The sequence below is a fragment of the Caldifarcimen microaerophilum genome, from assembly GCF_055387105.1.
In genome coordinates, this window is the sequence record NZ_AP038914.1 from 2,187,845 (window position 1) to 2,211,095 (window position 23,251).

18 protein-coding genes and 2 tRNA genes are annotated in these 23,251 nt (G+C 61.5%); 9 read left to right on the forward strand and 11 right to left on the reverse strand.

The window, feature by feature from the left end:
* Nucleotides 1–368: 368 nt before the first annotated feature.
* On the reverse strand, nt 369–3,860 hold the full coding sequence (locus AC6HU3_RS10355) for an ATP-binding protein (RefSeq protein ID WP_497473681.1): 3,492 nt from the start codon (nt 3,858–3,860) through the stop codon (nt 369–371).
* A 359-nt stretch (nt 3,861–4,219) separates the two neighbouring features.
* On the opposite strand from AC6HU3_RS10355, the gene AC6HU3_RS10360 reads away from it, so the two are divergent.
* The 9 genes from AC6HU3_RS10360 (at nt 4,220) to AC6HU3_RS10400 (ending at nt 13,365) form a co-directional block, all read left to right on the forward strand.
* Nucleotides 4,220–5,707, forward strand: a complete 1,488-nt coding sequence (locus AC6HU3_RS10360) for an aldehyde dehydrogenase family protein (RefSeq protein ID WP_497473682.1) — start codon at nt 4,220–4,222, stop codon at nt 5,705–5,707.
* Between the two features lies 1 nt (nt 5,708).
* The gene (locus tag AC6HU3_RS10365; RefSeq protein ID WP_497473683.1) at nt 5,709–5,912 is read left to right on the forward strand and encodes a Trm112 family protein; all 204 of its coding nucleotides are present in this window, start codon (nt 5,709–5,711) and stop codon (nt 5,910–5,912) included.
* A gap of 15 nt (nt 5,913–5,927) precedes the next feature.
* Nucleotides 5,928–9,638 (forward strand): C25 family cysteine peptidase, encoded by a 3,711-nt coding sequence (locus AC6HU3_RS10370; RefSeq protein WP_497536319.1) that lies wholly within the window; start codon nt 5,928–5,930, stop codon nt 9,636–9,638.
* Between the two features lie 14 nt (nt 9,639–9,652).
* A complete protein-coding gene (locus AC6HU3_RS10375) occupies nt 9,653–10,009 on the forward strand; it encodes a bactofilin family protein (protein WP_497473684.1) in 357 nt (118 codons plus the stop codon).
* Nucleotides 10,006–10,800 (forward strand): TatD family hydrolase, encoded by a 795-nt coding sequence (locus AC6HU3_RS10380; RefSeq protein ID WP_497473685.1) that lies wholly within the window; start codon nt 10,006–10,008, stop codon nt 10,798–10,800. Before AC6HU3_RS10375 ends, AC6HU3_RS10380 begins: the two co-directional genes overlap by 4 nt.
* A complete protein-coding gene (locus AC6HU3_RS10385; protein ID WP_497473686.1) occupies nt 10,797–11,801 on the forward strand; it encodes a bifunctional heptose 7-phosphate kinase/heptose 1-phosphate adenyltransferase in 1,005 nt (334 codons plus the stop codon). Before AC6HU3_RS10380 ends, AC6HU3_RS10385 begins: the two co-directional genes overlap by 4 nt.
* Complete coding sequence (locus AC6HU3_RS10390) at nt 11,782–12,330, forward strand: D-sedoheptulose-7-phosphate isomerase (protein ID WP_497473687.1); 549 nt, start codon at nt 11,782–11,784, stop codon at nt 12,328–12,330. The genes AC6HU3_RS10385 and AC6HU3_RS10390 overlap by 20 nt, the downstream gene beginning before the upstream one ends.
* Nucleotides 12,327–13,250 carry an SPFH domain-containing protein gene (locus tag AC6HU3_RS10395; RefSeq protein ID WP_497473688.1) on the forward strand — a complete coding sequence of 308 codons (924 nt, stop codon included), beginning with the start codon at nt 12,327–12,329 and terminating at the stop codon, nt 13,248–13,250. The genes AC6HU3_RS10390 and AC6HU3_RS10395 overlap by 4 nt, the downstream gene beginning before the upstream one ends.
* Before the next feature lie 39 nt (nt 13,251–13,289).
* Nucleotides 13,290–13,365, forward strand: a tRNA-Thr gene (locus AC6HU3_RS10400).
* On the opposite strand, the gene AC6HU3_RS10405 is transcribed toward AC6HU3_RS10400, so the two are convergent.
* The 10 genes from AC6HU3_RS10405 to AC6HU3_RS10450 all read right to left on the reverse strand — a co-directional run bounded on the left by AC6HU3_RS10405 (nt 13,366) and on the right by AC6HU3_RS10450 (nt 23,247).
* Nucleotides 13,366–13,914, reverse strand: coding sequence for a phosphatase PAP2 family protein (locus tag AC6HU3_RS10405; RefSeq protein WP_497473689.1), 549 nt, complete (start codon nt 13,912–13,914; stop codon nt 13,366–13,368).
* Complete coding sequence (lnt, locus tag AC6HU3_RS10410) at nt 13,911–15,368, reverse strand: apolipoprotein N-acyltransferase (protein ID WP_497473690.1); 1,458 nt, start codon at nt 15,366–15,368, stop codon at nt 13,911–13,913. The genes AC6HU3_RS10405 and lnt overlap by 4 nt, the downstream gene beginning before the upstream one ends.
* A 61-nt stretch (nt 15,369–15,429) precedes the next feature.
* On the reverse strand, nt 15,430–16,446 hold the full coding sequence (locus AC6HU3_RS10415; RefSeq protein WP_497473691.1) for an ABC transporter substrate-binding protein: 1,017 nt from the start codon (nt 16,444–16,446) through the stop codon (nt 15,430–15,432).
* Between the two features lie 49 nt (nt 16,447–16,495).
* Nucleotides 16,496–19,612: an outer membrane protein assembly factor BamB family protein gene (locus AC6HU3_RS10420; protein WP_497473692.1), complete on the reverse strand. Its 3,117-nt coding sequence runs from the start codon at nt 19,610–19,612 to the stop codon at nt 16,496–16,498.
* Nucleotides 19,613–19,696: 84 nt separating this feature from the next.
* Nucleotides 19,697–19,771, reverse strand: a tRNA-Pro gene (locus AC6HU3_RS10425).
* Nucleotides 19,772–19,821: 50 nt separating this feature from the next.
* A complete protein-coding gene (locus tag AC6HU3_RS10430; RefSeq protein ID WP_497473693.1) occupies nt 19,822–20,124 on the reverse strand; it encodes a MazG nucleotide pyrophosphohydrolase domain-containing protein in 303 nt (100 codons plus the stop codon).
* A gap of 10 nt (nt 20,125–20,134) precedes the next feature.
* Nucleotides 20,135–21,043: an AEC family transporter gene (locus tag AC6HU3_RS10435; protein ID WP_497473694.1), complete on the reverse strand. Its 909-nt coding sequence runs from the start codon at nt 21,041–21,043 to the stop codon at nt 20,135–20,137.
* Complete coding sequence (locus AC6HU3_RS10440) at nt 21,040–21,624, reverse strand: methyltransferase family protein (protein ID WP_497473695.1); 585 nt, start codon at nt 21,622–21,624, stop codon at nt 21,040–21,042. The genes AC6HU3_RS10435 and AC6HU3_RS10440 overlap by 4 nt, the downstream gene beginning before the upstream one ends.
* A 16-nt stretch (nt 21,625–21,640) precedes the next feature.
* The gene (locus tag AC6HU3_RS10445; protein ID WP_497473696.1) at nt 21,641–22,228 is read right to left on the reverse strand and encodes a hypothetical protein; all 588 of its coding nucleotides are present in this window, start codon (nt 22,226–22,228) and stop codon (nt 21,641–21,643) included.
* Nucleotides 22,216–23,247 carry a hypothetical protein gene (locus AC6HU3_RS10450; RefSeq protein ID WP_497473697.1) on the reverse strand — a complete coding sequence of 344 codons (1,032 nt, stop codon included), beginning with the start codon at nt 23,245–23,247 and terminating at the stop codon, nt 22,216–22,218. The genes AC6HU3_RS10445 and AC6HU3_RS10450 overlap by 13 nt, the downstream gene beginning before the upstream one ends.
* Between the last annotated feature and the right edge of the window lie 4 nt (nt 23,248–23,251).

Genomic DNA, 23,251 nt, shown 5'->3' on the forward strand with positions numbered 1-23,251 from the left:
CATCGAGCCAAATCATAACTGCATTTTCCATCCTGCATCCTGAAATCGGACATTTCCCCCTCCCGCCAGGGGAGGGAAAAAGACACCTCCAGGCAATTCCTCTCGGGAATTGCCTGGGAAACCCGTCAGCGTTCAGGGAAAACCTCCATTTTGCGGGTGCATTGAGGGAGGGCCTTCACCTCATGGGATTTTGAAAAAGGACCCTCCAATTGGGCGTGTCCGAAGTCGTGTCCGGATCTCAGGGTATCTTTCTTGCTTGTGCCATCCACGTTGAACGCACCTCTCCTTCTCCCGGGAAGTTGATAGAATCAATACCCGATGAGAAGTTGCCCGGCCATGCTTTCTTCGCTCATATCCCTGCCGTCCTTTCACATCCGCGAAAGTTTCTGAATGCGCTGGCGATAGAGGACTTTGCCCGTTCGCTGGAAAGCCTCCCGATAGGCCTCCATGGCCCGGCGCCGATCCGCCGGATGACCGGAAAGGCGATATCGAATCTCAAGCACCCTTGCCCGATCTCCCGGTGTGTCAGCGAGGCGCTCCAGCACCCTGAGGTGCCGGCGTGCGCGTTCCCGTGCTCCCTTCTCGATGGAGAACTCCGCCATCAGGGCATGGGTCCGGAACCGCATGGCCGGAGATTTCCGGAGCCGGGGATCCGACAGCAGACGCCGGACCTCCCGTCCAGCTTTTTCCGTCTCACCTGCTTCAAAAAGGATTTCCGCCCGGAACATGCGCATGTCCAGTTCTTTTCGGACTAGATTGCCCTGTTTTGCATACCGCAGGGCATGTTGCACCATCCGCAGGGCACGGTGAGGTTGACCGGCCAGGAAAAACACGTTGGCCAGGATCTGGAATGCGAACTCCATGCCCAGAAGGAATTTTCGCTGTCGGGCCTGCTGAAGGCTTTCCCATGCCAGACGATAGGCCTCTTTCCAGCGTCCAACCTGGGCAAGCACGAAGGCCAGGTTCAGCCGTGCACCTTCGGCACTCTGGAACACCGCCAGGCGTTGCAGCATCCGGTAACTTTTCTGAAATGCCTCCACGGCCTCCGAATAGGCTTCCCGATAGATGCAGTTGGCTCCGTAATTCAGCCAGGCCCGTGCAACGCGGACAGGATCATTCATCTTCCGAGCAAGTTCAAGATATTCCCGATAACACCGTACCGCCTCTTCATACCGTCCCAGGTCATCCAGCACGTTTCCCAGGTTATTGAGAACCAGGGCACGGATATAGGTTCTGCGCTCAGGAGGAATATTGGGAATCAGGGCCTCGGCCTGTTTCAGGGCCTGGAAGGCCTCTGAAGCCCGCCCCTCCCGCCACAGGGCAATTCCGTGATAGATGTGCACAATAGCCTGCCCTTCCCGATCCTGTCGGTCCTCACTGATCCGGGCCACGTGTTCCATCCAGGCCCGGCTTTTGTCCATCTCTCGCCGGTTCATATAGATCCAGGCAAGATCCACACAGGCCTGGCGTTCCTTTTCATAGAGCCCCAGCGTGCGGGCCATCAGTGCAGCGGATCGAAGTTCCTCCGCCCCCTTCTCCCACATCCCCATTTGCCGGAGCAGGCTTCCCTTTTCCACGGCAATGTCCACCCGCCTGATGGGATCCACGTCCAGCTGGCCGAGAGCATCCAGGAGTTCCAGTCGGCTGTGGGGATCCTCTCCCGGACGTATGGACGAAAGTGCCCGTTCCAGCGCGTGCTGAACCTTTTCTTCATCCCCCACCCCGTTTTTCCACGCCCGGAAAAGGTGAATGGCTGCATGGACGAGATCTTCGTTTTCCAGCACCCGGGCGAACCGTTGATGGCGGTGCCCACGATCTCGCCGGGTTTGCAGGGCATACAGGGTTTCCTGGAGAAGGGCATGGCGAAACCGGATGCGATCCCCAGCCGGTTCCCACCAGCCCTCCTGGATCAGCCGGTTCACCGGAACCGTAGTTTGGCTTGCCTTTTCCAGCCACCGGATCCGGAAATGGACGCCGGCCGTTGCGGCCAGGAGGAGGATCTCCCGGACCCCGGGATCCATGCGATCCAGCATGGCGGTCACCAGTTCATACACCCGGGGGGGGAGAGCTTCATCCGGTGCCCGGAATCTCCATGTCCCCTTTTCGCGGACCAGGGCACCGGTTTGACGAAGATGGCGAAAGAGTTCTTCCAGCACCAGGGGGGTGAGGGCACCCTGCCTCTCCATCCATCCCCAAAGACCACGGGGAATCCGTCCATCAAGCTGGGTGCGAAGATACGTCCGGACTTCCCTCTTCCGGAAAGGACGAAGATGGAGGGTGAGCGCCTGTTTCAACAAAAGAGGTTGCCCTTCCCGGTCACGCTGGAGAACCCAGACCGGAAAGGAAAGCTTGCGCTGCTGAAGCCGGGTCAGGAAGGTACGGGTGAGGGGGTCCAGGGTGTGGGCATCCTCCACAACCAGGAGATCGGGACGGATCGAGTCCAGCAAAAGGCCAAGCGCCAGTTGAATGAGCTGGTCCGGTGTATGGGGGGAAGGATCTTCTGGGGCCGGTTCGGATGAATCCTCGGGGAAAAGCCGTTCCCGGACGCGGACCCAGAACTCCGGTACGGAAATCGGAACGCCCAGCTGGTGTTCCAGCCACCGGATGAGGGCAGAGGAAACGGACAGACCCTCTTCGCCCGCCATCCGGGCGACCCGGAGGTGCGGATGGGCACGCAGGGCCTCTTCCACAAGGCGGGTTTTTCCCACGCCTCCTGGGCCCTGAATCACCACCCACCGGGGAGAAGACTCCAGGGACTCCCGGAGCCGCTGGAGCTCCTGCTTCCGTCCGATGAAGGCATCCACAGTTTTCCCTGACGTGTCGACCGGGGGGTGAAGGGGTCGAACGGCCCACACACCGGGGAAACCCCGCAAGGTGAGCGTGGGATGTTTTTCATGAGGAGGGGCAATCTCGATGATGGTCCCCCAGTCTGCAGCCTGGGCCAGACGGGCAGCCATGTTCACCGTGTTGCCCATCACGGTATATTCCGACCGCTTAGTCCCAACCCAGCCTGCAAACACCCGCCCCCACCGGAAGCCTCCCCGAACGCTCCGGCCCAGCAACTCCTGGAGGGACCGGGCGGCAAGGCGGCTCCGGCGTTCCACGCCTTCCACCGCCCGGGGCGCGCCAAAGAGCACAAGACCCGCCAGCCCTTTGTCCGCGTAGCCAAGACGGGCCACCCATCCTCCGTGGTGTCCGATCACGTCCAGAAGAATTTCCGCAATCTCCCGGGGAGATTCGTCCGCCCTGCAGTTAAAAAGGAGATACAGCACCCCCACCCACCGGTATTGCTCCTCCGCATGGTCCCACGGGAATCCTCCGGGAATCGGCCGGAGTGAATCTGTGGGACTGTGGCCCATCGCGGGCTCTTCGGGTGGCGGGAAGGAGGCGTCTCCTGGGAGCATGAGAGGCCGCCACAGGCGAGGGTTCAGCAGAGGCCCCCAGGGGACGAACAGGGTCTGGACGGGGGACCGAAGGAGGAACCAGCGGACCTCTCCGGAAGCTTCATAGAGGTGATAACGCTGGGGATCCAGATGCTGCTGGACATCCCGGATCCATCCCTTCCGTTCCGCCTGTCCTGGGAAAACCACCACCATCCCGTCTCCGGTGAACTGGATCACCTCTCCGGCCCACCGGTTCAGGGAAGAGAGCAGGGGGTCCAGCCTGTGCTGGAGGAGGGCCACCAGCCGTTCCAGTCCTTCCACCCCGTGGCGCGCTTCCAGGTCCCGGGTCCAGCCGGTGAAATTAACCGTGTCCAGGATCACTCCTTCGGCGACCCACTGGCCCTCGCTTTCTCCGGCGTGGAAAGCCCGAACCACCCGTTTGGGGAAGACGAGTCGCTGTGCTGCAGAGATGGGCATGGAGACCTCCAGCCTGTGTCCCAATTATACGAACCGTTCCGGAAACCCTCAATGCCCTCCACTGAAGATCACTCATAGGTTCGGACATCACGTTCTCGCTCCAGGTGACGCAATCGAGGACGCCCATAGCCCCCTCCCCCTGCCCCTCCCACCAGGGGAGGGGAGAAGACACTGTGAAACCGTGGATGGATTGGTACTCCCTCCCCCTCGACGGGGGAGGGTTGGGGTGGGGGTGTCCAAACGTTTGTCCGAAGGTCAACATCCACGTTCTCCGGGACGGCATCCGAACCGGTCCCGCCGAATCGTGCGTGCGGCATGCTTTATCATAAGCCCACACGGCAAAACACAGGAGGCGTATCATGGAGGTCTTCAAGAACTACATTGGCGGAAAATGGGTCCCTTCCACGTCGTCCCGAACCTTTGAAAGCCGGAATCCCGCGCACTGGGACGAGGTTCTGGGCGTGTTCCCGGACAGCACGGAAGAGGACGTTCAGAAGGCGGTGGACGCTGCGAAAGAGGCGTTCCGGATCTGGTCCCGCATGCCGGCCCCGAAACGTGGAGAAATCCTCCGGAAAGCTGGCGAAATCCTCCTGGCCCGGAAGAAGGAGATTGCCCAGGTGATGACCCGGGAAATCGGGAAGGTTTTGAAAGAAGCCGAAGGTGACGTGCAGGAAGCCATCGACACCGCGTTCTACTCCGCAGGCGAGACCCGCCGGATGTTCGGCTACACCACTCCCTCGGAACTCCCCAACAAATACGCCCTGACCTTCCGCACCCCGGTGGGGATCGCCGGCATCATCACCGCCTGGAACTTCCCCATCGCCGTCCCCGCCTGGAAGATCTTCCCTGCCCTGGCTGCCGGGAACACCGTGATCTTCAAACCCGCCCCTGATGCCTCTCTCACCGCCAGCTATTTTGTGGAAGTGTTTGAAGAAGCGGGGCTTCCGGCCGGCGTGTTCAACCTGGTGTTTGGCGCAGGCATTGCCGGAAGGGCCATCGTGGAACATCCGGACATCAAGATCATCGCCTTCACCGGTGGAACGGAAACCGGAAAGAAGATCTATGAGGCGGCGGGCCGTCGTCTGAAACGGGTTTCACTGGAACTCGGCGGGAAAAACCCTCAGATCGTGATGCCCAGCGCCGACCTGGATCTTGCGGTGGAGGGCGCGGTGTGGGGCGCGTATGGCACCACAGGCCAGCGATGCACGTCCACCAGCCGTCTTATCCTCCACGAGGCCATCTATGACGCCTTCATGGAGAAGTTCAAAGATCGGGTTGCCCGCATCAAAATCGGGGACGGGCTGGATCCCGAGGTGGAGATGGGGCCCGTGATCAACAAAACCCAGCTTGAGAAAGATCTCATGTATGTGAAGATCGGTCAGGAGGAGGGGGCGCGTCTCACCTATGGCGGGAAGCAGCTCACCGACGGCCCCTATGCCGAAGGGTGGTTCATGGAACCCACCATTTTTGAGGACGTGACCCCCCAGATGCGCATCTTCAAGGAAGAGATCTTTGGTCCCGTGCTTTCCGTGATCCGGGTGAAGTCCTTTGAAGAGGCCATCCAGGTGGCCAACGCCGTGCGCTATGGCCTTTCGTCGTCTATCTATACCCGGGACACCGTGGAGGCCATGCGGGCCGTTCAGGAGCTGGAAGCCGGGATCACCTATGTGAACGCCCCCACCATCGGGGCGGAATCCCATTTGCCTTTCGGCGGCGTGAAGGATACCGGGAACGGTGCCCGGGAAGGGGGCTGGACGGTGTTTGACATCTTCACCGAGTGGAAGACGGTGTACATTGACTTCTCCGGCAAACTCCAGAAAGCCCAGATCGACACGTGGGAGGAATGAGATGCCGGTGAAGGGGGACCGCACCATTCCGCCGGAACACCTGGATGAACTCCTGGAAATCCTGGCCTGCCCAAAGTGCAAGCAGCCGGTGGAATATCGCAAGGAAGACAACGTCTTTCTCTGCCGGCATTGCAAACTCAAATTCCCCGTGATTGACGGGATTCCGGACTTTCTTCTGGAAGATGCCGAACCCCTGGAGGACTGAACCCGGCAGGTGGTGATGACCTTTCTTACACTGGTTTTTCTCGGCACCCTGGTGCGCACCGAGGTGGTGGATCGTTCGACGGTCCTGGACATCGTGATCTCTGTAGACATGGTAGAACTCCAGAACGAGATTCGGAACGCCACCCTTCCCGCCCTTTCCCGGCGTCCCTACATTCCCTACGTGGACGTTCACGTGGCCCTTCCCGGTCTTCCATCCGGTGAGGCCTCTTTCCAGCCCTCCTGGCAGGGGATTGTCCTGCCGGGGGTTCCGGAGCTCCAGGTGGACCGGGATGGACTGGACATCCGTGTGGTTTTTCGTGAAACTTCTGTTCCTGACTCCCGGATTGAGCCCGCCGTACAGGTTCACCGGGTCCAGGGCTTTCCCTATGCCACGGTGCGGGTTCCCCTCCTCCGGTATGGGCAGGGTCGGGTGGAAGCCCTCCGCGCCCTGACGGTTCGGATTCCCATCCACCGGCGCACGGGGAACAAGCGAACACCTCCGGGATTCCTTTCCCATCTCGTGATCAATCCGGAGCATCTGGTTTCCCTTCCGCAGCGCACACTGAAAAAAAGCGCCCCCCCTCTGGCGAATTTATGGTTCCGGATGGGGATTCCCCGTTCCGGACTGTATGCCCTCACGGGAAAGGATCTTGCTTCCCTGGGTCTGGAAGGCGTGCGCACGGACGCCGTGGCGGTGTTCTGCACGGATGGGGATACGCTGGACGGCCAGAACGTGACGGATGTATTCGCCGCCCTCCAGCGGGTTCCGGTTCTCCTTCAGGACGGTGGGACGCCGGGGGTGCTGGAGGTGGGGGACACCCTTTTCTTCTATGCCGAAGGTCCCCGGCGATACCGGTTTTCTTCGGGGGAGTGGCGGTGGTTTGAACACCCCTACACGGACAGGGTTTTCTGCTATCTGGGCGTGGGCACCACCCCCTCTCCGACTATGCCCGAATCTGCCCTCACCGGCGGGACCGTGCTCAACGAGGGACTTTTTTTCTTTCGGCACGAACGGAATCTCGTCAACCTGGCTCGCAAGGGTCTCCGGTGGGAGGGGGAAGAAATCTTCCGTCCTGCCGGTGTGAGCTCTCTGGATACCAGCGTCGCGTACCGTCTGGATCCCCTCCCGTCCGGACCAGGCGAACTCCGGTTTGCCTTTGTGTCCGGTCGGGAATATGCCGATTACCGGGAAATCCGCTGGCAGATGGGCTCCTCTTCCGGCACGGACAGCCTGCGTCCCTACATCACCGACGCTTGCGTGGGGGGGTGTCGGGACAGTGTGGAAGCCCTCCCTCCTTCGGGATCCATCCGGTTTACCTTCCGGTGGTACCGGCCGGAAGATGACCTCCTCTATCTGGACTGGGTGGAACTCGCCTACCGTGCCCGGCTTGCGGTGACCGATCAGCGTCTGGTGCATTTCTCTCCGCAGGACACGGGCCTTCGCAGGCTTCAGGTCCAGGGGAATCCCCGATGGGTGCTGGACGTGACGGATCCACTGAGGCCTGTGCGGGTTGGGGGGCTTCAGGCCGCCAGTGGCCAGACGGAATTTTCCTGGCGCGTCGTGGACAGCACGCGGTTGCTTCTTGTGGCCTCTCCTCTTCAGCCTTCTGATCTCCGTGCGGTGGATCTCAACGCCCTCTGGAGTGTCTCCACGCCCGCGGACTTCGTGCTTATTTATCCCCGTGCCCTGGGGGCGGTGGTGGGCCCTTATCTGGACTGGAGGAGAACTCGCATCCCCCGGTATGACGGAACGCAATGGGTCTACTCAACCGGAGGCGTGACAGCTTTTGCCATCGAGGACATTTTTGAAGCCTTTGGATTCGGCGTCCGGGATCCGGTGGCCCTCCGAAACTTTTTCGTGTATCTTGCCCAGGAAAATCTGGTCCAGCCTGGAAGCACCTTTGTGCTGCTTCTGGGAGATGGAACCTATGATTACAAAAATTACACCGGCACAGGGGGCAACCTGATTCCCCCCTATGAACCTTTTGAAGCCATTGACGTGAACGAGTTTGCCATCCGGGGAGCCTGGGATGAATTTTTTGTGGACCTGGACGCCAGCGGGGGTGCGGTGGCGGGCGAACTCTTTATCGGGCGGCTGCCCGTGCGGTCTCCAGATGAAGCCTTCGCTTATCTTGAGATGATGAAACGGTATGAGCGGGGTGAGGTGACGGGCATGTGGCGCAACCGGGTGGTCCTGGTCTCGGACGACGAATACGCCGAAGGCCGCTCCTCCGAAGCGTTCCACATGCAGTCCACCCAGCGGGTGTATCAGGCCCTTCCTTCCTTCATGGAGACCACACCCGTGTATCTCATTCAGTATCCCCGGAGCGAGCGGTCCATCCGGGGCCAGGATGCCCTGGTGGACGCCTTCAACCGGGGGAGCCTCCTTCTGAACTTTTTCGGACACGGCAATCCCGTGACCCTGACCCACGAAAACATCCTTCCCCCTTCGGCGTATTCCCGCCTTCAGGCCTCTCAGCGTCCCACCCTGGCGGTGTTTGCTTCCTGCAAGGTGGGCGCCTTTGACCGTGTTGAACCCGAAGCGGTGCTGGGGGAACTGTTTCTGAAGAAGGGAATTGCCATCGGGACGGTTTCTTCCTCGGCCCTTTCCTTTGCCTTTGCCAACGAGGTGTATGTGATCACCATGATCCAGTCCGCCCTGTCTTATTCCCTTCCCCTCGGCGAACTGTATCTGTATGGAAAGAACCAGCCCTATTATCTCCTCCTGGGAGACCCCGCTGTGATCTTCCGGTTTCCGGAACCAGCCACCACCTGGAACGTTGCGCTTCCGGACACGTTCCGAAGCGGTGAAGCCGTTACCTACACGGCCTCGGCCGAAGATTCCCTCTATATGACGTCCCTGCGGATCCCCCCCCGGGACACCACTTATGTGGGCGGGGTGACCATCACCTACACCCGTCCATCCGTCCCCCTCTTCACGGGTCCCGTGACGGGACCGCAGGTGGCGGGTGAGGTGTTCGTTCCGGTCCTCCAGGGGGTGGACAGCCTTGAGTTCGTGCTGGTGGAGGCGAAAGGCCGCGCGGGATCTCTGGCTCTCGCAAGGCCCTATGTCCTTTCGGGCACGGTTCCCATCGGCGGAGGACCGGAGGTGCAGGCGTGGCTTGAAGAAACGCCCCTGGAGGAGGGGAAAAAGGTGGTGGTTCCAGAACAATCCCGGCTTCGCCTGGTTCTTCAGGATCCCGAGGGGATTGCCCTCCAGGGGGGGGTGCGGGTGACGGCCCTTTCATCTTCCTGGGACCTTTCTTCCGAACTCGCTTTTCCTCCGGGAGACTTCCGGCAGGCGGTGGTGGAAGCCCAACTCACCCTCCCGGCCAGCGATTCTTTTGACCTGGTGGTGGAGGCCCGGGACAATGTGGGACAGACCACCATCCGGCGCTTTCCCGTGGGCGTCCTTCAGGCCACGGGTCAGGGCATCGTATCCTTCCTGCCTTACCCCAATCCATGGAAACGGGGGGCCACACCCCTTTTCTTCACCTTCCTTCTTGGGGAAGCCGGGTACGTTTCCCTCAAGGTCTTCAGCATCGCAGGAAAGGAAGTGTATCGCGTTCCGGAAACCTTTCTCCCCGCCGGCTTTCATCGCTGGACCTGGCAGGGGCAGAGCACCACGGGGTGGCGACTGGGAGGCGGGGTGTATTTTGCCGTGCTCACCTGGAACAGCGGAACCCGACAGGATCGAAAAACCACGGGGATTCTGATCATCCCCTGAACGGGAGGCAAGGCATGGCCAAACAGCAGGAACTGGACACCATTCTGGGAGGAGGGGCCAATCTCCAGGGAGACCTGGTCATCAAGGGCGGTGCCCGGGTGGATGGAAGGCTCAAGGGTACGCTGCGGGTGGAAGGTCACCTGGTGGTGGGGAAAACCGGTGTGGTGGATGGAGAGATCCGGGCCCACTCGGCGCTGGTGGCGGGAACCGTCAAGGGGAAACTGGTGGTGCAGGAGCGGGCGGAGTTTGAGGCCGGAGCCCGGTTTCACGGGGACCTGGAGTGCAAACGCCTGGTGGTCCACGACGGGGTTCTGTTCGACGGGACCTGTACCATGACCGGGAAAAAACCGGAAGGGCAGGAGAAGAAGTGAACACGCTGAAGCTGTTTGATACCCACACGCACATCAACGACGACGCCTTCAACAAAGACCGCGAGCAGGTGATCGAGCGGGCGCTGGAGGCAGGTGTGGTCCGGATGAATCTGGTGGGGTATAATCCCCGGACCATCCGGAAGGCGATGGAGATGGTGGAAGCCCGCCCGGATATTTTCGTGTTTTCTGCAGCCACCCATCCCCATGAAGCGGCGAAGTTTTCAAAAGACCGTGAGGCCCAGATCCGGGAAGCCCTCCGCCACCCGCAGGCGGTGGCCGTGGGGGAAACGGGCCTGGACTATTTCAAGGACTACGCCCCCCGCCATGTCCAGCAGGCGGTGTTCCGTCACCACCTGGAACTGGCCATCGAGTTTCAGAAACCCGTGATCCTCCACCTTCGGGATGCCTGGGACGATGCGTTCCGGATCCTGGAAGAGTATAAGGATGACCTGCCCGGCGGAGTGTTCCACTGTTTCACCGGGGGACCGGACGAAGCCGATCATATCCGGGTGGATTTTCCGAACTTTGTGGTTTCCTTTTCGGGGATCCTCACGTTCAAAAAGGAACAACCCCTGCAGGAGGTGGCGGCGACCTTTCCGGAAAACCGGATTCTGATCGAAACCGATGCCCCCTTCCTCACGCCTGTTCCTCACCGGGGAAAGCGGAACGAACCTGCGTATCTCGTCCACACGTTCCAGTTTCTTGCCCAGCTGCGCGGAACCCCACCGGAGTCCCTTGCCGAGATCCTATGGCACAACACCCACAGCGTGTATCAGATGGAAGCGACATGAAGGTGGACGAACTTCTCGCCCGGCTTCGCGGGGCGCGTCCCCGGATCCTGGTGGTGGGAGACGTGATGCTGGATGGCTACTGGTTTGGGGACGCCGAACGGATCAGTCCCGAGGCGCCGGTTCCCGTGGTGGCGGTGGAACGGGAGGAATACCGTCCGGGTGGGGCGGCCAATGTGGCGGCCATCCTGGCAAACCTGGGGGCGGACGTGGTGTTGATCGGTGCAACGGGGCGGGATGAGGAAGCCTCCACCCTTCGTTCCCTTCTCCGGGAGGTGGGCCTTTCGGCCGAAGGGCTTGTTCCGACGGATCGCCCCACGGTGCGCAAGATCCGGGTGATCGCCCGGAACCAGCAACTTGCCCGTCTGGACTGGGAAGATCCCTCCCCTCTTTCGGAGAGGGATTTCCTGGTTCTTCTGGATCGGATTCGATCCGTTATCCCGGAGGTGGACGGGGTGGTGTTTCAGGACTATGCCAAGGGCGTGTTCAGCCCGGAACGCATTCCTCATCTTCTGGAGGCCTGCGGTGATCGCCCCATCCTGGTGGACCCCAAGCCCGTCCACATGGACGCCTTCCGGGGCGTCACCCTGTTGAAACCCAACCGGGCGGAATACGGCGCATGGGGTCGGTTTCCCCTCACCGGTGAGGGGCTCTTCCGTGCACGGGAAACGCTCGGTGTGGAGTATCTTCTCGTCACCCTGGGCCCCGAGGGGATGGTGCTCGTCATGGAGCAGGAACAGATGGCCCTGCCTTCCACCCGCCATGAGGTGTTTGACGTCACGGGGGCGGGGGATGCGGTCCTGGCCGGCATGGCCTTTGCCCTCATGTGCGGTGCTTCTCCCGAGGAGTCCGCCCTGTTTGCCACTCTTCTGGCTGGAAGGGAGGTGATGCATCTGGGGGCGACTCCCATTTCCTGGGAGGAGGTGGAGAAAGAAGCCTGGGATTATGGAGAGGGGCTCGCTCAGGGCATCCGGAGGATTCATCGTGCGGGAACTCCGTCCTGAACTACGGATTCAGCTGTACCAAACGTTCTGGGAAACGTATGGGGAGGCGGTGGAGGATCTTGCCCGGGACATCCGGGGCCTTTTTCAGCAAGGCCGGCGTCTTTTTGTGGCAGGAAACGGCGGAAGTGCCGCCCAGGCCGATCACCTTGTGGCTGAACTGGTGGGCCGATTTCATCGCAAACGGAATGCTTATCCCGCCGTCCTTCTGGGCGGGAGCCTGGCCACGCTCACGGCCCTGTCCAACGACTTCGGATATGAAGGAGCCCTGGCCTTCGAACTCGAAGCGTTGAGCACGCCGGGAGACGGGCTCCTGGCGCTCACCACGTCCGGGACATCCCCGAATATTCTCCGTTTGCTTGAGGTGGCCAGGGAACGGGATGTCCATACCTTTGTCCTCACGGGGGAAAGGGGACGGGATCTCCCTGCAGACCGGGTGATTGCGGTGCCGTCGGCCTCCACCCCCCTGATTCAGGAAGTCCATCTTCAGATTCTGCACACCCTGGCATCGTTGCTGGAGGGGGAAAGATGATTCAGGCGCTCCTGGCTTTGCTCTTGCTTGCGGCGGGTGTTTTCCTTTTCGTCCGTCGGAATTTCACCATGGTCCTGGTGGAGCGGGGCGGGGAACTCGTCTCGGTCCCCCGCTGGAAGGTGCGGAATCTGGACGTGGTCTGGCTTGTGGGAATTGGGGTTCTCTCCCTGTTTGTCTGGGGATTCCGCCTTGTTCCTCCCGGCTCGGTGGCCGTTCGTCCCGACGGAACGGTTGTCCGGGGATGGTTCTGGACCCCCTGGCCCACCGAAAGGGTTCAAGCCTATCCCGTGACCCGTCAGGTGTTGCTTCTGCCGGAAAAAGGGGAGGAGGGGCTCTGGGCCCCCACCCGGGATGGGGTGTCGGCGGGTGTGCGGGTGGCCCTCTGGTATGCCCTGGACACCAGCCAGATCCATGACGTGGCCACCCGGTGGAAGCCGGAGGACCTTACCCGTGCCCTCCACACCCTGGTGGAGGGATCGGTTCGGAATGTTCTCGCCGGCCTTTCCCTCCGGGAGCTTGCCGGAGCTTCCCGGGAAAGTCTCGCCACCGTGATCCGGGATCGCATTTCGCGGGTTCTGGGGGAAGAGGGGATGCGGGTGGAGCGGGTGATCCTCCAGGATGTGATGATTCCCGTGGCGTTTCAGAAAGTGTTTGAACAGGAAGCTCTGGCCCGATCCCGCCTCGCCCAGGAGGATCTGGAGCTGGAGCGGGCCCGAAAAGCGGCTGAGCGCGCCCGGGTGGAGGCCGAAGGAAAAGCCCGGGCCATTGAGATCGTTTCCCGTGCTCTGAAGCAAAATCCGGAATACCTTCGGTATCTCTATATCGAAAAACTTTCGGACAAGGTGGAGGTGATCATCCAGGACAGCAAGGGATTCCTGAACTTTCCGGACACGGGCCGCAAGCGTTCGCCGGGGGATTGAAGTTTCTGGAGAAGATGTGTATAATCAAAACCCCCACGAGCCACCGTAGCTCAGTCGGCAGAGCAGCGGTTTCGTAAACCGCAGGTCGGCGGTTCGAGTCCGCCCGGTGGCTCCATCAGAACCGAAGACTCCAGAGTTTCTCCCGGTAACGATACACCAGCCGACCCGCCACCCATCCCAGGACCCCTCCCACCAGCACATCCGTGGGCCAGTGGCGCCGAAGGTATACACGCGACACCGCCACCCCTGATGCCCAGAGAAGGAGGGGGACCTGAATCTCCCAGCGGGGATAGGCAGCCGTGTAATAGCCAGCCACATAAAACGATAGGGCCGCGTGGCCGGACGGAAAGGAGGCGTTCCAGCGGGGACTGGGGGGTTCGGGTCGGGGCCGGTTGAACGTGCCTTTCAGCAGGGTGATGACAGGGGCAAAGGCCGCCATCCCCAGATAGGCGGCTTTGAGATGATGAAAGGCCAGGGAGTCGTGGAGGGCATCGGCCAGAAGGGCGCCGTGAAACATCCCGAGCACCACCATGTCCGCATCTCCGGAATGAGTGAGGCCCTCCATCACCACGTCCAGGGTGGGGGTGCGATGGGCCTGGACCCAGTCATACACGGCCTGATCCGGGGGAAACACCGCCACCAGTGCCATCAGAAAGCCCGTCATGATCCGTCCTCCTCTTTTCTTTTCCGGAGCAGGGGAAGGAGCACGCCCACCAGGGCAAGAACGATCCAGGGAGCATCGCCCACGAGAACATAGAAGGTTTTGTGATCATAAAGGGGCACGGACAGCACGAGACGCCCTTCCTCCATGAGCCCCAGCGTGTCCGCCATCTCTCCGGTGGGGAGAATCAGTCCGGAGATTCCCGTGCGGGCCGCCCGCACAAAGGCCCTTCCCGTCTCCACCGCCCGGATTCGGTGAAGGTGGAAGTGCTCCCGGGGTCCCAGACTCTTTCCAAACCACCCGTCGTTGGTGAGATTCACCAGAACCTGCGCACCTGCCCGCACCGTGGATCGGGCAAGGTCGGGAAAGATCCCTTCATAGCAGATGAGCACACCGATCCGAACCGTATCTCCTTCACGTGTGACAAAGGAAATGGGATCTGCGGACGTGCCGGGCCGATAGTGTCCCCCACCCAGGTTGATCTTCCCAAGCAAAGGAATCCACTGCTCCCCGGGGATAAATTCCCCGAAAGGGACCAGCTGGCGCTTGCGGTACACCCCTTCCACCTTCCGGGGAGAGGTGAGCAGGAGTGCGGCGTTGTGCGGCGTTTTCCCGTCAAACCACACATCCCCGAACAGCATGGGAACCCCCGTTTCAACAAGGAGACTGTCCACGAAATCCCGGGTGGATCGGTGATAGGGATACACGCCGTAAAAGGCCGATTCCGAAAAAAGCATCAGGTCCACATCCCCGGGGAGATCCGAGAGAAGACGGGTGTACGAGGCCTGCATCCGGGGCCACTCGGTGGGATCTCCGATCACGGAAGGGAGCACGGCCGGCTGGACCACCACCACCCGGAGCTCTCCGGCGGGTTCCGGCGGGTGATTCAGAAGATACCGGCCCAGGGTCCAGACGCCATACAGAAGGGCGGCAAACAGGAACAGGGCGATGCCCCGTCCGTCCCGGAGGGCGCGTGCCACGCCGAAAGACAGGGCCACCACAAGAAACGTCCATCCGTAGGGTCCCACGATGGACACGACCTGGAGAAAGGAAGGCATGGCTAGGGCACCTTCCCACAGGGGGGACCAGGGGAAAGCGAGGAGGGGAAGATGGGCCCGGAAGAGCTCAAAACCCACCCACAGTCCGGCGGCAAAGAAGGCCGAAAGGGGCCAGGCCGGTCGAACACGGCGGAACCCCCAGGCGAGAAGTCCCCACAGCGCGCTGTGGACAAGAACCACCAGGATCACCCCCACGTAGAGCAGAACGGTCACACCGGATGGAACGGGCACATTCCGCATCCAGCCCGCGTGGAGCGCCCAGAAGGGAAGGCCGGCCACAAATCCGCGAAGCCAGGCCCGGCCGGGAGACGCAGCGGTCTCCGAGAGGAGAAAAAAAAGGGCGGCGAAAGCAAAAATCGTGCCTGGAATCAAAAAGGGAGGGAAGGCCAGGAGGGCCATCCCCCCCATGAGAAGTCCTGAACCCAGGTCCTTCAACGCCTCCCGTGGCGGGAGGGTGAACTCAGCGCGCACGGAAGAGTTCGGCAGGCGGGAAGAGGGAATCCACCGGATAATCCACAAAGATCAGGTTCATGGCCTTCATCTGCTCGATGGACGTGCGAAGCTGCGCCGGAGACAGCTCTTCCAGGGTCACGATGGCGGGAAGGGGGAAAGAGTCCGGAGGGGTGAGGGTGGTGTCTCCTTCAAACAGGTGATTCCAGGCGATAGCCCGGGCCTCCTCGGGGTGCTGGCGGATATACTGGATGGCTTTCTGGATGGCCTGACCCATCCGGATGGTGGCCCGGCGTTTCTCACCCAGGGTGAGGTTCAACTGGGAAGTGTAGATGAGGTCCAGGAAAAAGGGCGAGCCCACCCGGTTCTCAAGGAAACCGTCTTCCAGAATGGCTGCCTTCCGGGTGGAAAGAAGATAGGTCCGCACAGGCTCATACACCACCGCCGCATCCACCTTCCCTTCTTCAAACGCCCGAATCAGGTCCTTCAGACTGAAGGGCAGAAACACAAAGGAGCGGACTTCCAGCCCCTCCTTTTCCAGAATGGTGCGCAGGAGGTCGCCGTCTTTCGTGAGTCTCCAGTAGCCAATGCGTTTCCCTTCCAGGGCTTTCAGGGACCGGTAACGGGGGCGTCCCCGGCGGTTGGTGGCCACCATCAGGGCGGTCATGGGGCGATCCACCGAACTGGAGGTGAAGGCAAAGAAGCGGTAGGCCAGAGGACGGCGGAGGGTGGCGGGAACGAAGGAAAGCCAGATGGTTCCCGCTCCGAACTGGGCGTTTCCGTTCGCCACGGCATCCACCTCCTCCGCCCGGCGGGCAGAAACGTCCACCGTGACCTGGACGCCGGTGGAATCAAAAAAACCTTTCTCCTCGGCCACCCACACGGGAAGGGCCCCGAGGGAGCGTGCCACGAGGATCTTCCCCTCCACCTTTCCCCGCTCCCGGATCTGCGGGGCAACGAGGATATACAGCAGAACAAGAGCCAGAAGGGTGTTCACCGCATAAAGGATCTTGACCCGGCCGTTCATTCAGGACCTCCTTTTTTGGCCTTAAGTTTCGGGCATGAGAAAAGAACTTTCAAGGACGGAGCCCCCGGGGAGACAGGAGGAATTTTACCCGATCCCGATGGGTTCCGGAAGGCGTGGACAGTTCCACCACCACAAAATACGGTCCGGCCGCAAGGCCCTCCACCGGAAGGGGGATGTCCTGGAGTCCCGAAGAAACAGGCACACGACGGACTTCCAGGCGCTCTCCACCAAAGGAAAAGATTTCATACCGCAGTGTTCCCGAAGCGGGGCTGGTGACCCGAAGGAAGACCCTTCCCGTCCGGTATGCCGGGTTGGGGAACACCCGGACCCGGAAGGACGAAGCAGAAGGCGACACCGCAAGGGGCTGAAGCACATCCCGGGAAGAGGACACCACTCCGGAAGCGGTGAGACTCCGGGCATACACAAGGCTTCCCGTGAAACCCACGACCTCCAGGCGTCCATCCCCGTTGAGGTCCACGAGAGAGGGGAGATCCCCCCCTGCAAAATCCTCGGCCACCACCCGGTTGCCCAGGTATGCTCCCATGCCGGAAATCTGAAGGAGAAGTCCACCCTCAAGTCCTGCAGCGCCCACAACCGGGTGGGCGGAATCCACGGGGAGAGAAGCCACGTCCACAAGCCCTCCCTCAGGGGTATAGATCCGGACGAGAGCATCCAGCACCACCGCCACCCGCGGGATGTTCCCTTCGCGATACACGACCGAGGGAGCGGTGTTCGTGCCCGATGAGGGCGTATGGTGGAGGAGGGTGCCGTCCGAAGCATACCGGACGAAACCCCGGTCGCTCACCCATCCCGCAATTTCCAGATTCTGTCCCCGACGAAACACCAGGGGGCCTCCCGTGGTGAGGGCACCGGACGTGATCCCAAAAGATGCAAGACGTTCCTGGCCTGAGATGGAAAGCAGATGAAACTGTCCGGACACGGACTGGACGATCAGGGTGTCCCCCACCCGGGCAAAGCGCCCCCTCACGGGTTCGCCCACAAAGGCACGGAAAACGATCTGCCCGTCCTGCAGGCGTAGCCCCACCACCTCCCCGCTTTCGCTCCCGATCCACAGTTTCCCGGAATCCACCTGAGGGGGACTGAGGGCAAGTTGCACCGGTAGCCGGGTTTGCCACAGGGTGATGCCCTGGACCAGATCCAGCGCTTCCGCCGTTCCATCCGTCCACACCAGAAGCAGCGTGTCTCCGGAGAGAACCGGCGAGGGCACCAGGTCCACCCGTGGGGATAGGGCCTGGACGATCAGGCTGAAGGTGTTTCCCTGGTACATAAACACCCGGGCGGGACGGGTGGAATCCGAAAGGGGATCCCCGAGGTCCACAAGGACGATCTGGCGGGAGTTCGCAAGGGTCACCCACCGACCGGTGGTGCCCTCAAAGGGGATGGGGAAGGGGGGGAGGAGATCCGGAGGACGGAGGGTGAAGGTCATGGAGTCGCCTGTATCTGAAACGCTTTCGATCACAAGGGGCGCATCAGCCCCGGAGTTCAGGCGGGCAGGTGGGAACGTCCAGGGAGCCAGGGTGGCGTTGTGGCCTGCCCGGAAAGGATCGTAAGAGCTTCCGAAAATTTCTTCCACACCCCCAACCGCAAAGGTTTCCAGGTCCTGAACCCCATCTGCCTCCACCAGATCCACGCCCATGGGGCGAACTGCGTTCACGGTGTTGTAGGCGTATTCCCGGCGGATGATGCCGTCGTCAATGTGCCAGACGAGAAGGCCCGAACCGGGGAGAAGATAGTCGTTCTCCCCGTAGAAGTGCACCACCACTCCGTCCTTCCACCGGCCATACACCGCCGTTTCCAGGGTGTCTCCGTTGCACACGTACACCGAATCGTTGGCACCCAGGTTGTCCTTCTTGTATTCCAGGAAATACCACTCCTCCGGTGTGAGACGAACAGCGAGGTACCGGGGGTGAGCGCCCGGACTCTCCTGGAGCACTCCTGCCGAATCCGTCAGGATCATGCCGGGATACAGGGAAAACGTCGTGGGGCTGTCCGGAGGGGAGATCACCGAAAGACTGGGCCCGAACAGGCCCTGGCGAACATCGTAGGGCTCATCCCACAGAAGGTGGACGATGCTGTCGGTCCAATAGCGCTCCCAGGCGTTGGGGAGGGGAGGAAGGAGTCCGGGGGGAATGGCCCCGGGAACGGAGAGATAACTCCCGGACCCCATGATGCCCCAGGCGCCGATGCCGGCCCCCTGGCCATAAACATCGTAGAGATCGGGCTGGAAGAAAAGGAAATGACCGGCTTCGTGGATCAGGGTCCCCTGGAGCATGAAGGTGGCGCCGTCCTGGGACATGGTTTCGGGGAGAATGGCCACGTCATACACCGTGTCCTGACCCTCGTTCAAGACCAGATAGGGCACACCGAGATAATAGTCAAAAATTCCGGGCGGGAGGGTGACGGCGGCGATGTCATAGGGGGTGTCGAAGTTGAGGTCTGTCTGCCAGGCGCTTCCCGCGTGGAAGATGACATACCGGGGCAGGACTCCCTCATCATAGTCCCGTGTGCCGTTCTGATCAATGTCCTCAAAGGACACCCGGGGGTCCTGGTCGGCGATAAGGAACGCATCCCGGGCCAGGTTCACAAGGCCCTGTTCAAAATGGGTTTCATCCCCGTAATAGCGCATGGGATGGGGAAGCACATAGGCGCTGTCGGGCTCATCCGGCACCACCCGCCATTCGATCTTTACCCGGCCATAGGTCCAGAGGTTGACGTAGTGGGCCAGGGCCTCCAGCTGGCGTTCAAAATAGGTCTTATCATGGGGAGGTTCGTAATACGGGTTATAGAAGGTGTCTCCACAGGGGGTGACGGTGTCAATGGGATCGCCGGTGGGTTCCAGGATGAACCGGCCGTTTCCGGTGGTGAGGGGATCGTCCGGGATCTCTTCGGGGAACTGGACCCGGATGGCCAGGATGCGCATCACGACCGGCGAGTCCAGGACAGCTCTCTGGAGACGGGGCTTCACGAGCTCGGGGGTGTGGACAGCCTGGAACATGCGCAGGCGGGTCCGGATGGCGCGGTCCCGTTCAAGGGGAGGGCGGACCACCTCAAAGCGGGCGGAAGGTGGAATCCGGACCCACCCCCCGCTTCCAAGGGTTGCCGGAACAAGAAAACCCAGAAGAAATGAAACGCGCAGGCTTTTCATGAGCGAAGGGGATTATACAGGACGGCAGGGGAACCTGCAGACATGGTCATGGCTTCTCCAGAATGTTTATCCGAAGGGCAAAACTCGGGGCGCCCGGATTCGAACCGGGGACCTCCTGCTCCCAAGGCAGGCGCGCTAACCAGGCTGCGCTACGCCCCGTCGGGCTTGAGTGTACGCATTCCGCACTGAACCGTCAACGATCCGCTGGTTCAGGAGCGGACGGGATCCTGATAGGGACAGGTGCAGGGCGATGTGCCGCATTTGGGACAGCCGTTCTGGTAGCGTGCCATGGCCTCATCCAGGTCAACCCCCACCAGATTGGCCACCGACAGCAACCAGGCAAGGACATCGGAGAACTCCAGCGACAGCTCCTCGGAATCTCCGGAAAGCAGGGCGCCCGCCAGCTCCCCAACTTCCTCCACAAACCAGGCGTAGGTGGGGAAAAGCCCCCGCCGGCGGTCCCGTTCTCCATAGGTCCGTGCGATGATCTCCTGCCATGCCTTGAGATCCATGCCTGCCTCCTCAAAAATGGAGTGGGAGAAACACCGGAATCACGATCAAGCTCAGGAGATGGGTCAGGAACACGCCCCGGGCCGTGAGATGGACGTTCCCCCCATAGCGAGCGGCGATCACCACCGTGTTGACCGCCGAGGGCATCAGGGCTTCCATCCACAGGAGTTCCCGGGCGGGGGTTGGCAGGGAAATCCAGTGCAGGAAGGCCAGGGTGAGAAGGGGCAGGGTCAGGGCCTTGGTGGCTCCCACCGCGAGGAGAGCCGGCATTTCTTCCCGGGAGACCCCACCCACCATTCCGGCCAGATACCCCCCCACGAGAAACATGCCGAGGGGGATGGTGGCCTCGCCAAATGCCGCAAGGGGTAAACGGATCCAGGAAGGCAGATCCACGTGAAGAAAAGTCAGGAGAACGCCCACAATCACCGCAACAAAGGGGGGGGTGATGGGAAATTCCCGTTTTCCGGAGAGAAGCATAACCCCCACGCTCCAGAGGAAAGGGCTCGCAGTGAAGACGAAGAAAAACACGGCCACCTGAAAGGCCGCGGCCTTTTCGGGTGGGAAGAGCGCCACCGCAAGGGTCAGGGGCAGGTATCCCGCATTCTGGAACAGAGAAAGCCCAAGAACCTCTCGCCAGAACGCCCGCACCTCTTTCCAGAGCCACCAGGGGAGAAGCCCAACGAGGGCCAAAAAGGCAAGCAGAAAGGGAAACAGGGGAATGAGGGCGTGGGTTCGGAGGGCTTCAAAAGAGAGGGCATCCATGAAGCGAATCAGGATCAGTGCTGGCAGGGTGAGGTCAATCACCAGCCGGGCCAGCGCCGGAAGAGCCTCTTCAGGAAACCACTTTTTGTGGACGAACAGGGCGCCCACCAGAGCCATGAAACCGATCTGGAGCACGCCGGACAGAATGGACGCCGTCATGGGCAGAGGAATTGGTGCTTGAGGGCGGCAAGCACCACCATGCCCGCAAGAAGCCAGAAGGTGCTTCGTTCGCTGTGGAGGGCCATCCGGACGTCTCCCCGCTCGTCTTCATGCCAGGCCCGTCCCCGAAGGGGAAGGAAGCGGGGGACGCGGGCCCGGTAAACCCGATATTCGGGAAACCGGGACATGAGAAAGTCCTCTTCGGCATCCGTGATGAGGGTATATTCCAGCCAGAAGAGCAGGGCATAGGCCCCCCAGATCCACAGATTGGCGGTCAGAAGTCCCACAAACCCCAGCCCCACCAGGAAATTTCCCCCATAGATGGGATGGCGCACCCACGCGTAGGGTCCCCCCCGGGCAAGACGGGACGCGGTGATGTGCCGGGCCCGGGTGGTGAGCCCCGCGTGGGCCACGGACCAGATCCGGAGGAGTTCGCCGAGAACCAGTCCCGCAAGCCCGATCCCCACGCTCCATCCCGTGGGACATGAGGCCGCCACCGCAATGACGAAAAAGGGGACGGGCAGCCAACCCCGGTGGCGAAACAGAACCTTTCCAATCCGTACACGGACGGTTGAGGGCATCACCGTTCTGGATGGTTCAGAAACGGGTGGTCAGCAAAACCCCCGCACCCCCATGGGGCGTCGGGTGCAGGGAGATGTTCACGCCGGCATCACGGGCCCGAAAATAGGCGTCCAGGGCGCTCACCACGTGGTGGGCCACAAGAAGTCCCACCAGCACCCGTGTGCGGTTCCCCCAGGATCGGGCCGTGCCCCGGAGATCCGCATAGGCAAACCAGGCATCCCGGCTTTCCCACGCCCAGGTTACGGAGGGAAGCCGTTCCTGGACATACCGGTTCTGGGCGTCGAGGTCGCCGGGATAGAGCTCCCGGGCCTGGCGATACAGGTCGTCCCGGTAGTCCTCAAACGTTTCATAGCCTTCGGCCAGATCAAAAAACCGGGCGGTGAGATTTCCGTCCGGCCGGGCGTGACGGAGGGCATAGAGTTCCGCGTTGGTTGCAGCCCGGCGGCTTTCCTGCCAGGCGAGAAACGTGCCCGCCCCCAGCACGCCTTCCGTGATCACGAACACCCGGGGCGAAGCCCCCAGGCTGACCTGCCCCCATCCGGGCAGGATCAGGGAGCGCAGGGCCGCCTGAAAGGGGGACAGGGCCAGAATCAGGGCAACCACCACAGCGTTCCCTCCGGTGTGACCAGGCGATACATCCTCCCCTTCTGGATTCTGTTCACCTTCCGTCCAGAAGGGTCCAACACGATCTCCCGGCCGTTCGACGGACGGGGGCCGAACACAATCGCCGTTCGCTGGAGGTGGTTCTCGTTCACCGATGTAGTGAGATCCAGGAGCCAGGCCACCATGTTGATGAGGAGGACGGCGTTGTCCAGTTCGTTCCAGTTGTCATACAGGTTGTCCCCGGGATCACCGGTTCCGTCATCCGGGGGGGATGAATCCCCCATGGCGCAGAACTTCCCCAGGCCATAGGTCCCGCAGGCCACCATCAGGCGGGTGGAGCTCCCCACCGAAACGGAGGGGTGCCACACCACGCCCTCCACGGAAGAAGACCCTCCCGTCAGGGAGATGAGCGTCCCGCCGTGAAAGGCAATGGCGTACACCCTCCCCGCAGGTCCCGTGATGACCGGGTGGTTGGTGTCCACCACAGAAGAACTATCCGAGAAGGAATTGTAGGAATCGCCCGTGACGTGGAAATGGATCCCCAGGCTGTCTTCAAAGGCCGCGTTCAGAACATGGGGAGAATCCCATCCGTCGTTGTCCCGATCCGATCCATTGTGGTTTGCAATCAGGATCACCGATCTCCCCGCCTTGAGAAAATCGAGAACAGCCTGGACTTCCTGAGAAGACAGGGGGTTCTGGGGTTCAGGGAGGATGAACAGTTCAAAGTGGGAGAGGTCCAGACTGTCCGCACCGTTTCCATACCGGATGGATTGACCGGGAGGGAGAGTCCGGATGCGCCGCCCCGTTCGGGTCAGGATGTTGAAGGCCCAGGTGGAATAGGCCCCGTCCCAGTCTGTGGGAGAAGAAGGGGAAGAGGGCGTGGGGAGAGGTGCGTTGTGATCCGCCACCCAGTCCGCATTCCCGGCGGTCTCATTTTTCGTCCAATCCATCAGGACGCCGGTCTGGGCATGGAGAGGGCCGACGAGCACGGCCAGGGCCAGGTATTTCGCCACTTTCACGCTT

Coding starts and splice junctions, on each gene's coding strand:
- AC6HU3_RS10435 (WP_497473694.1), bottom strand. CDS start 21,043: ATGACGGCGTCCATTCTGTCCGGCGTGCTCCAGATCGGTTTCATGGCT.
- AC6HU3_RS10395 (WP_497473688.1), top strand. CDS start 12,327: ATGATTCAGGCGCTCCTGGCTTTGCTCTTGCTTGCGGCGGGTGTTTTC.
- AC6HU3_RS10420 (WP_497473692.1), bottom strand. CDS start 19,612: ATGAAAAGCCTGCGCGTTTCATTTCTTCTGGGTTTTCTTGTTCCGGCA.
- AC6HU3_RS10430 (WP_497473693.1), bottom strand. CDS start 20,124: ATGGATCTCAAGGCATGGCAGGAGATCATCGCACGGACCTATGGAGAA.
- AC6HU3_RS10365 (WP_497473683.1), top strand. CDS start 5,709: ATGCCGGTGAAGGGGGACCGCACCATTCCGCCGGAACACCTGGATGAA.
- AC6HU3_RS10355 (WP_497473681.1), bottom strand. CDS start 3,860: ATGCCCATCTCTGCAGCACAGCGACTCGTCTTCCCCAAACGGGTGGTT.
- lnt (WP_497473690.1), bottom strand. CDS start 15,368: ATGGCCCTCCTGGCCTTCCCTCCCTTTTTGATTCCAGGCACGATTTTT.
- AC6HU3_RS10370 (WP_497536319.1), top strand. CDS start 5,928: ATGACCTTTCTTACACTGGTTTTTCTCGGCACCCTGGTGCGCACCGAG.
- AC6HU3_RS10405 (WP_497473689.1), bottom strand. CDS start 13,914: ATGACGGGCTTTCTGATGGCACTGGTGGCGGTGTTTCCCCCGGATCAG.
- AC6HU3_RS10375 (WP_497473684.1), top strand. CDS start 9,653: ATGGCCAAACAGCAGGAACTGGACACCATTCTGGGAGGAGGGGCCAAT.
- AC6HU3_RS10440 (WP_497473695.1), bottom strand. CDS start 21,624: ATGCCCTCAACCGTCCGTGTACGGATTGGAAAGGTTCTGTTTCGCCAC.
- AC6HU3_RS10385 (WP_497473686.1), top strand. CDS start 10,797: ATGAAGGTGGACGAACTTCTCGCCCGGCTTCGCGGGGCGCGTCCCCGG.
- AC6HU3_RS10360 (WP_497473682.1), top strand. CDS start 4,220: ATGGAGGTCTTCAAGAACTACATTGGCGGAAAATGGGTCCCTTCCACG.
- AC6HU3_RS10415 (WP_497473691.1), bottom strand. CDS start 16,446: ATGAACGGCCGGGTCAAGATCCTTTATGCGGTGAACACCCTTCTGGCT.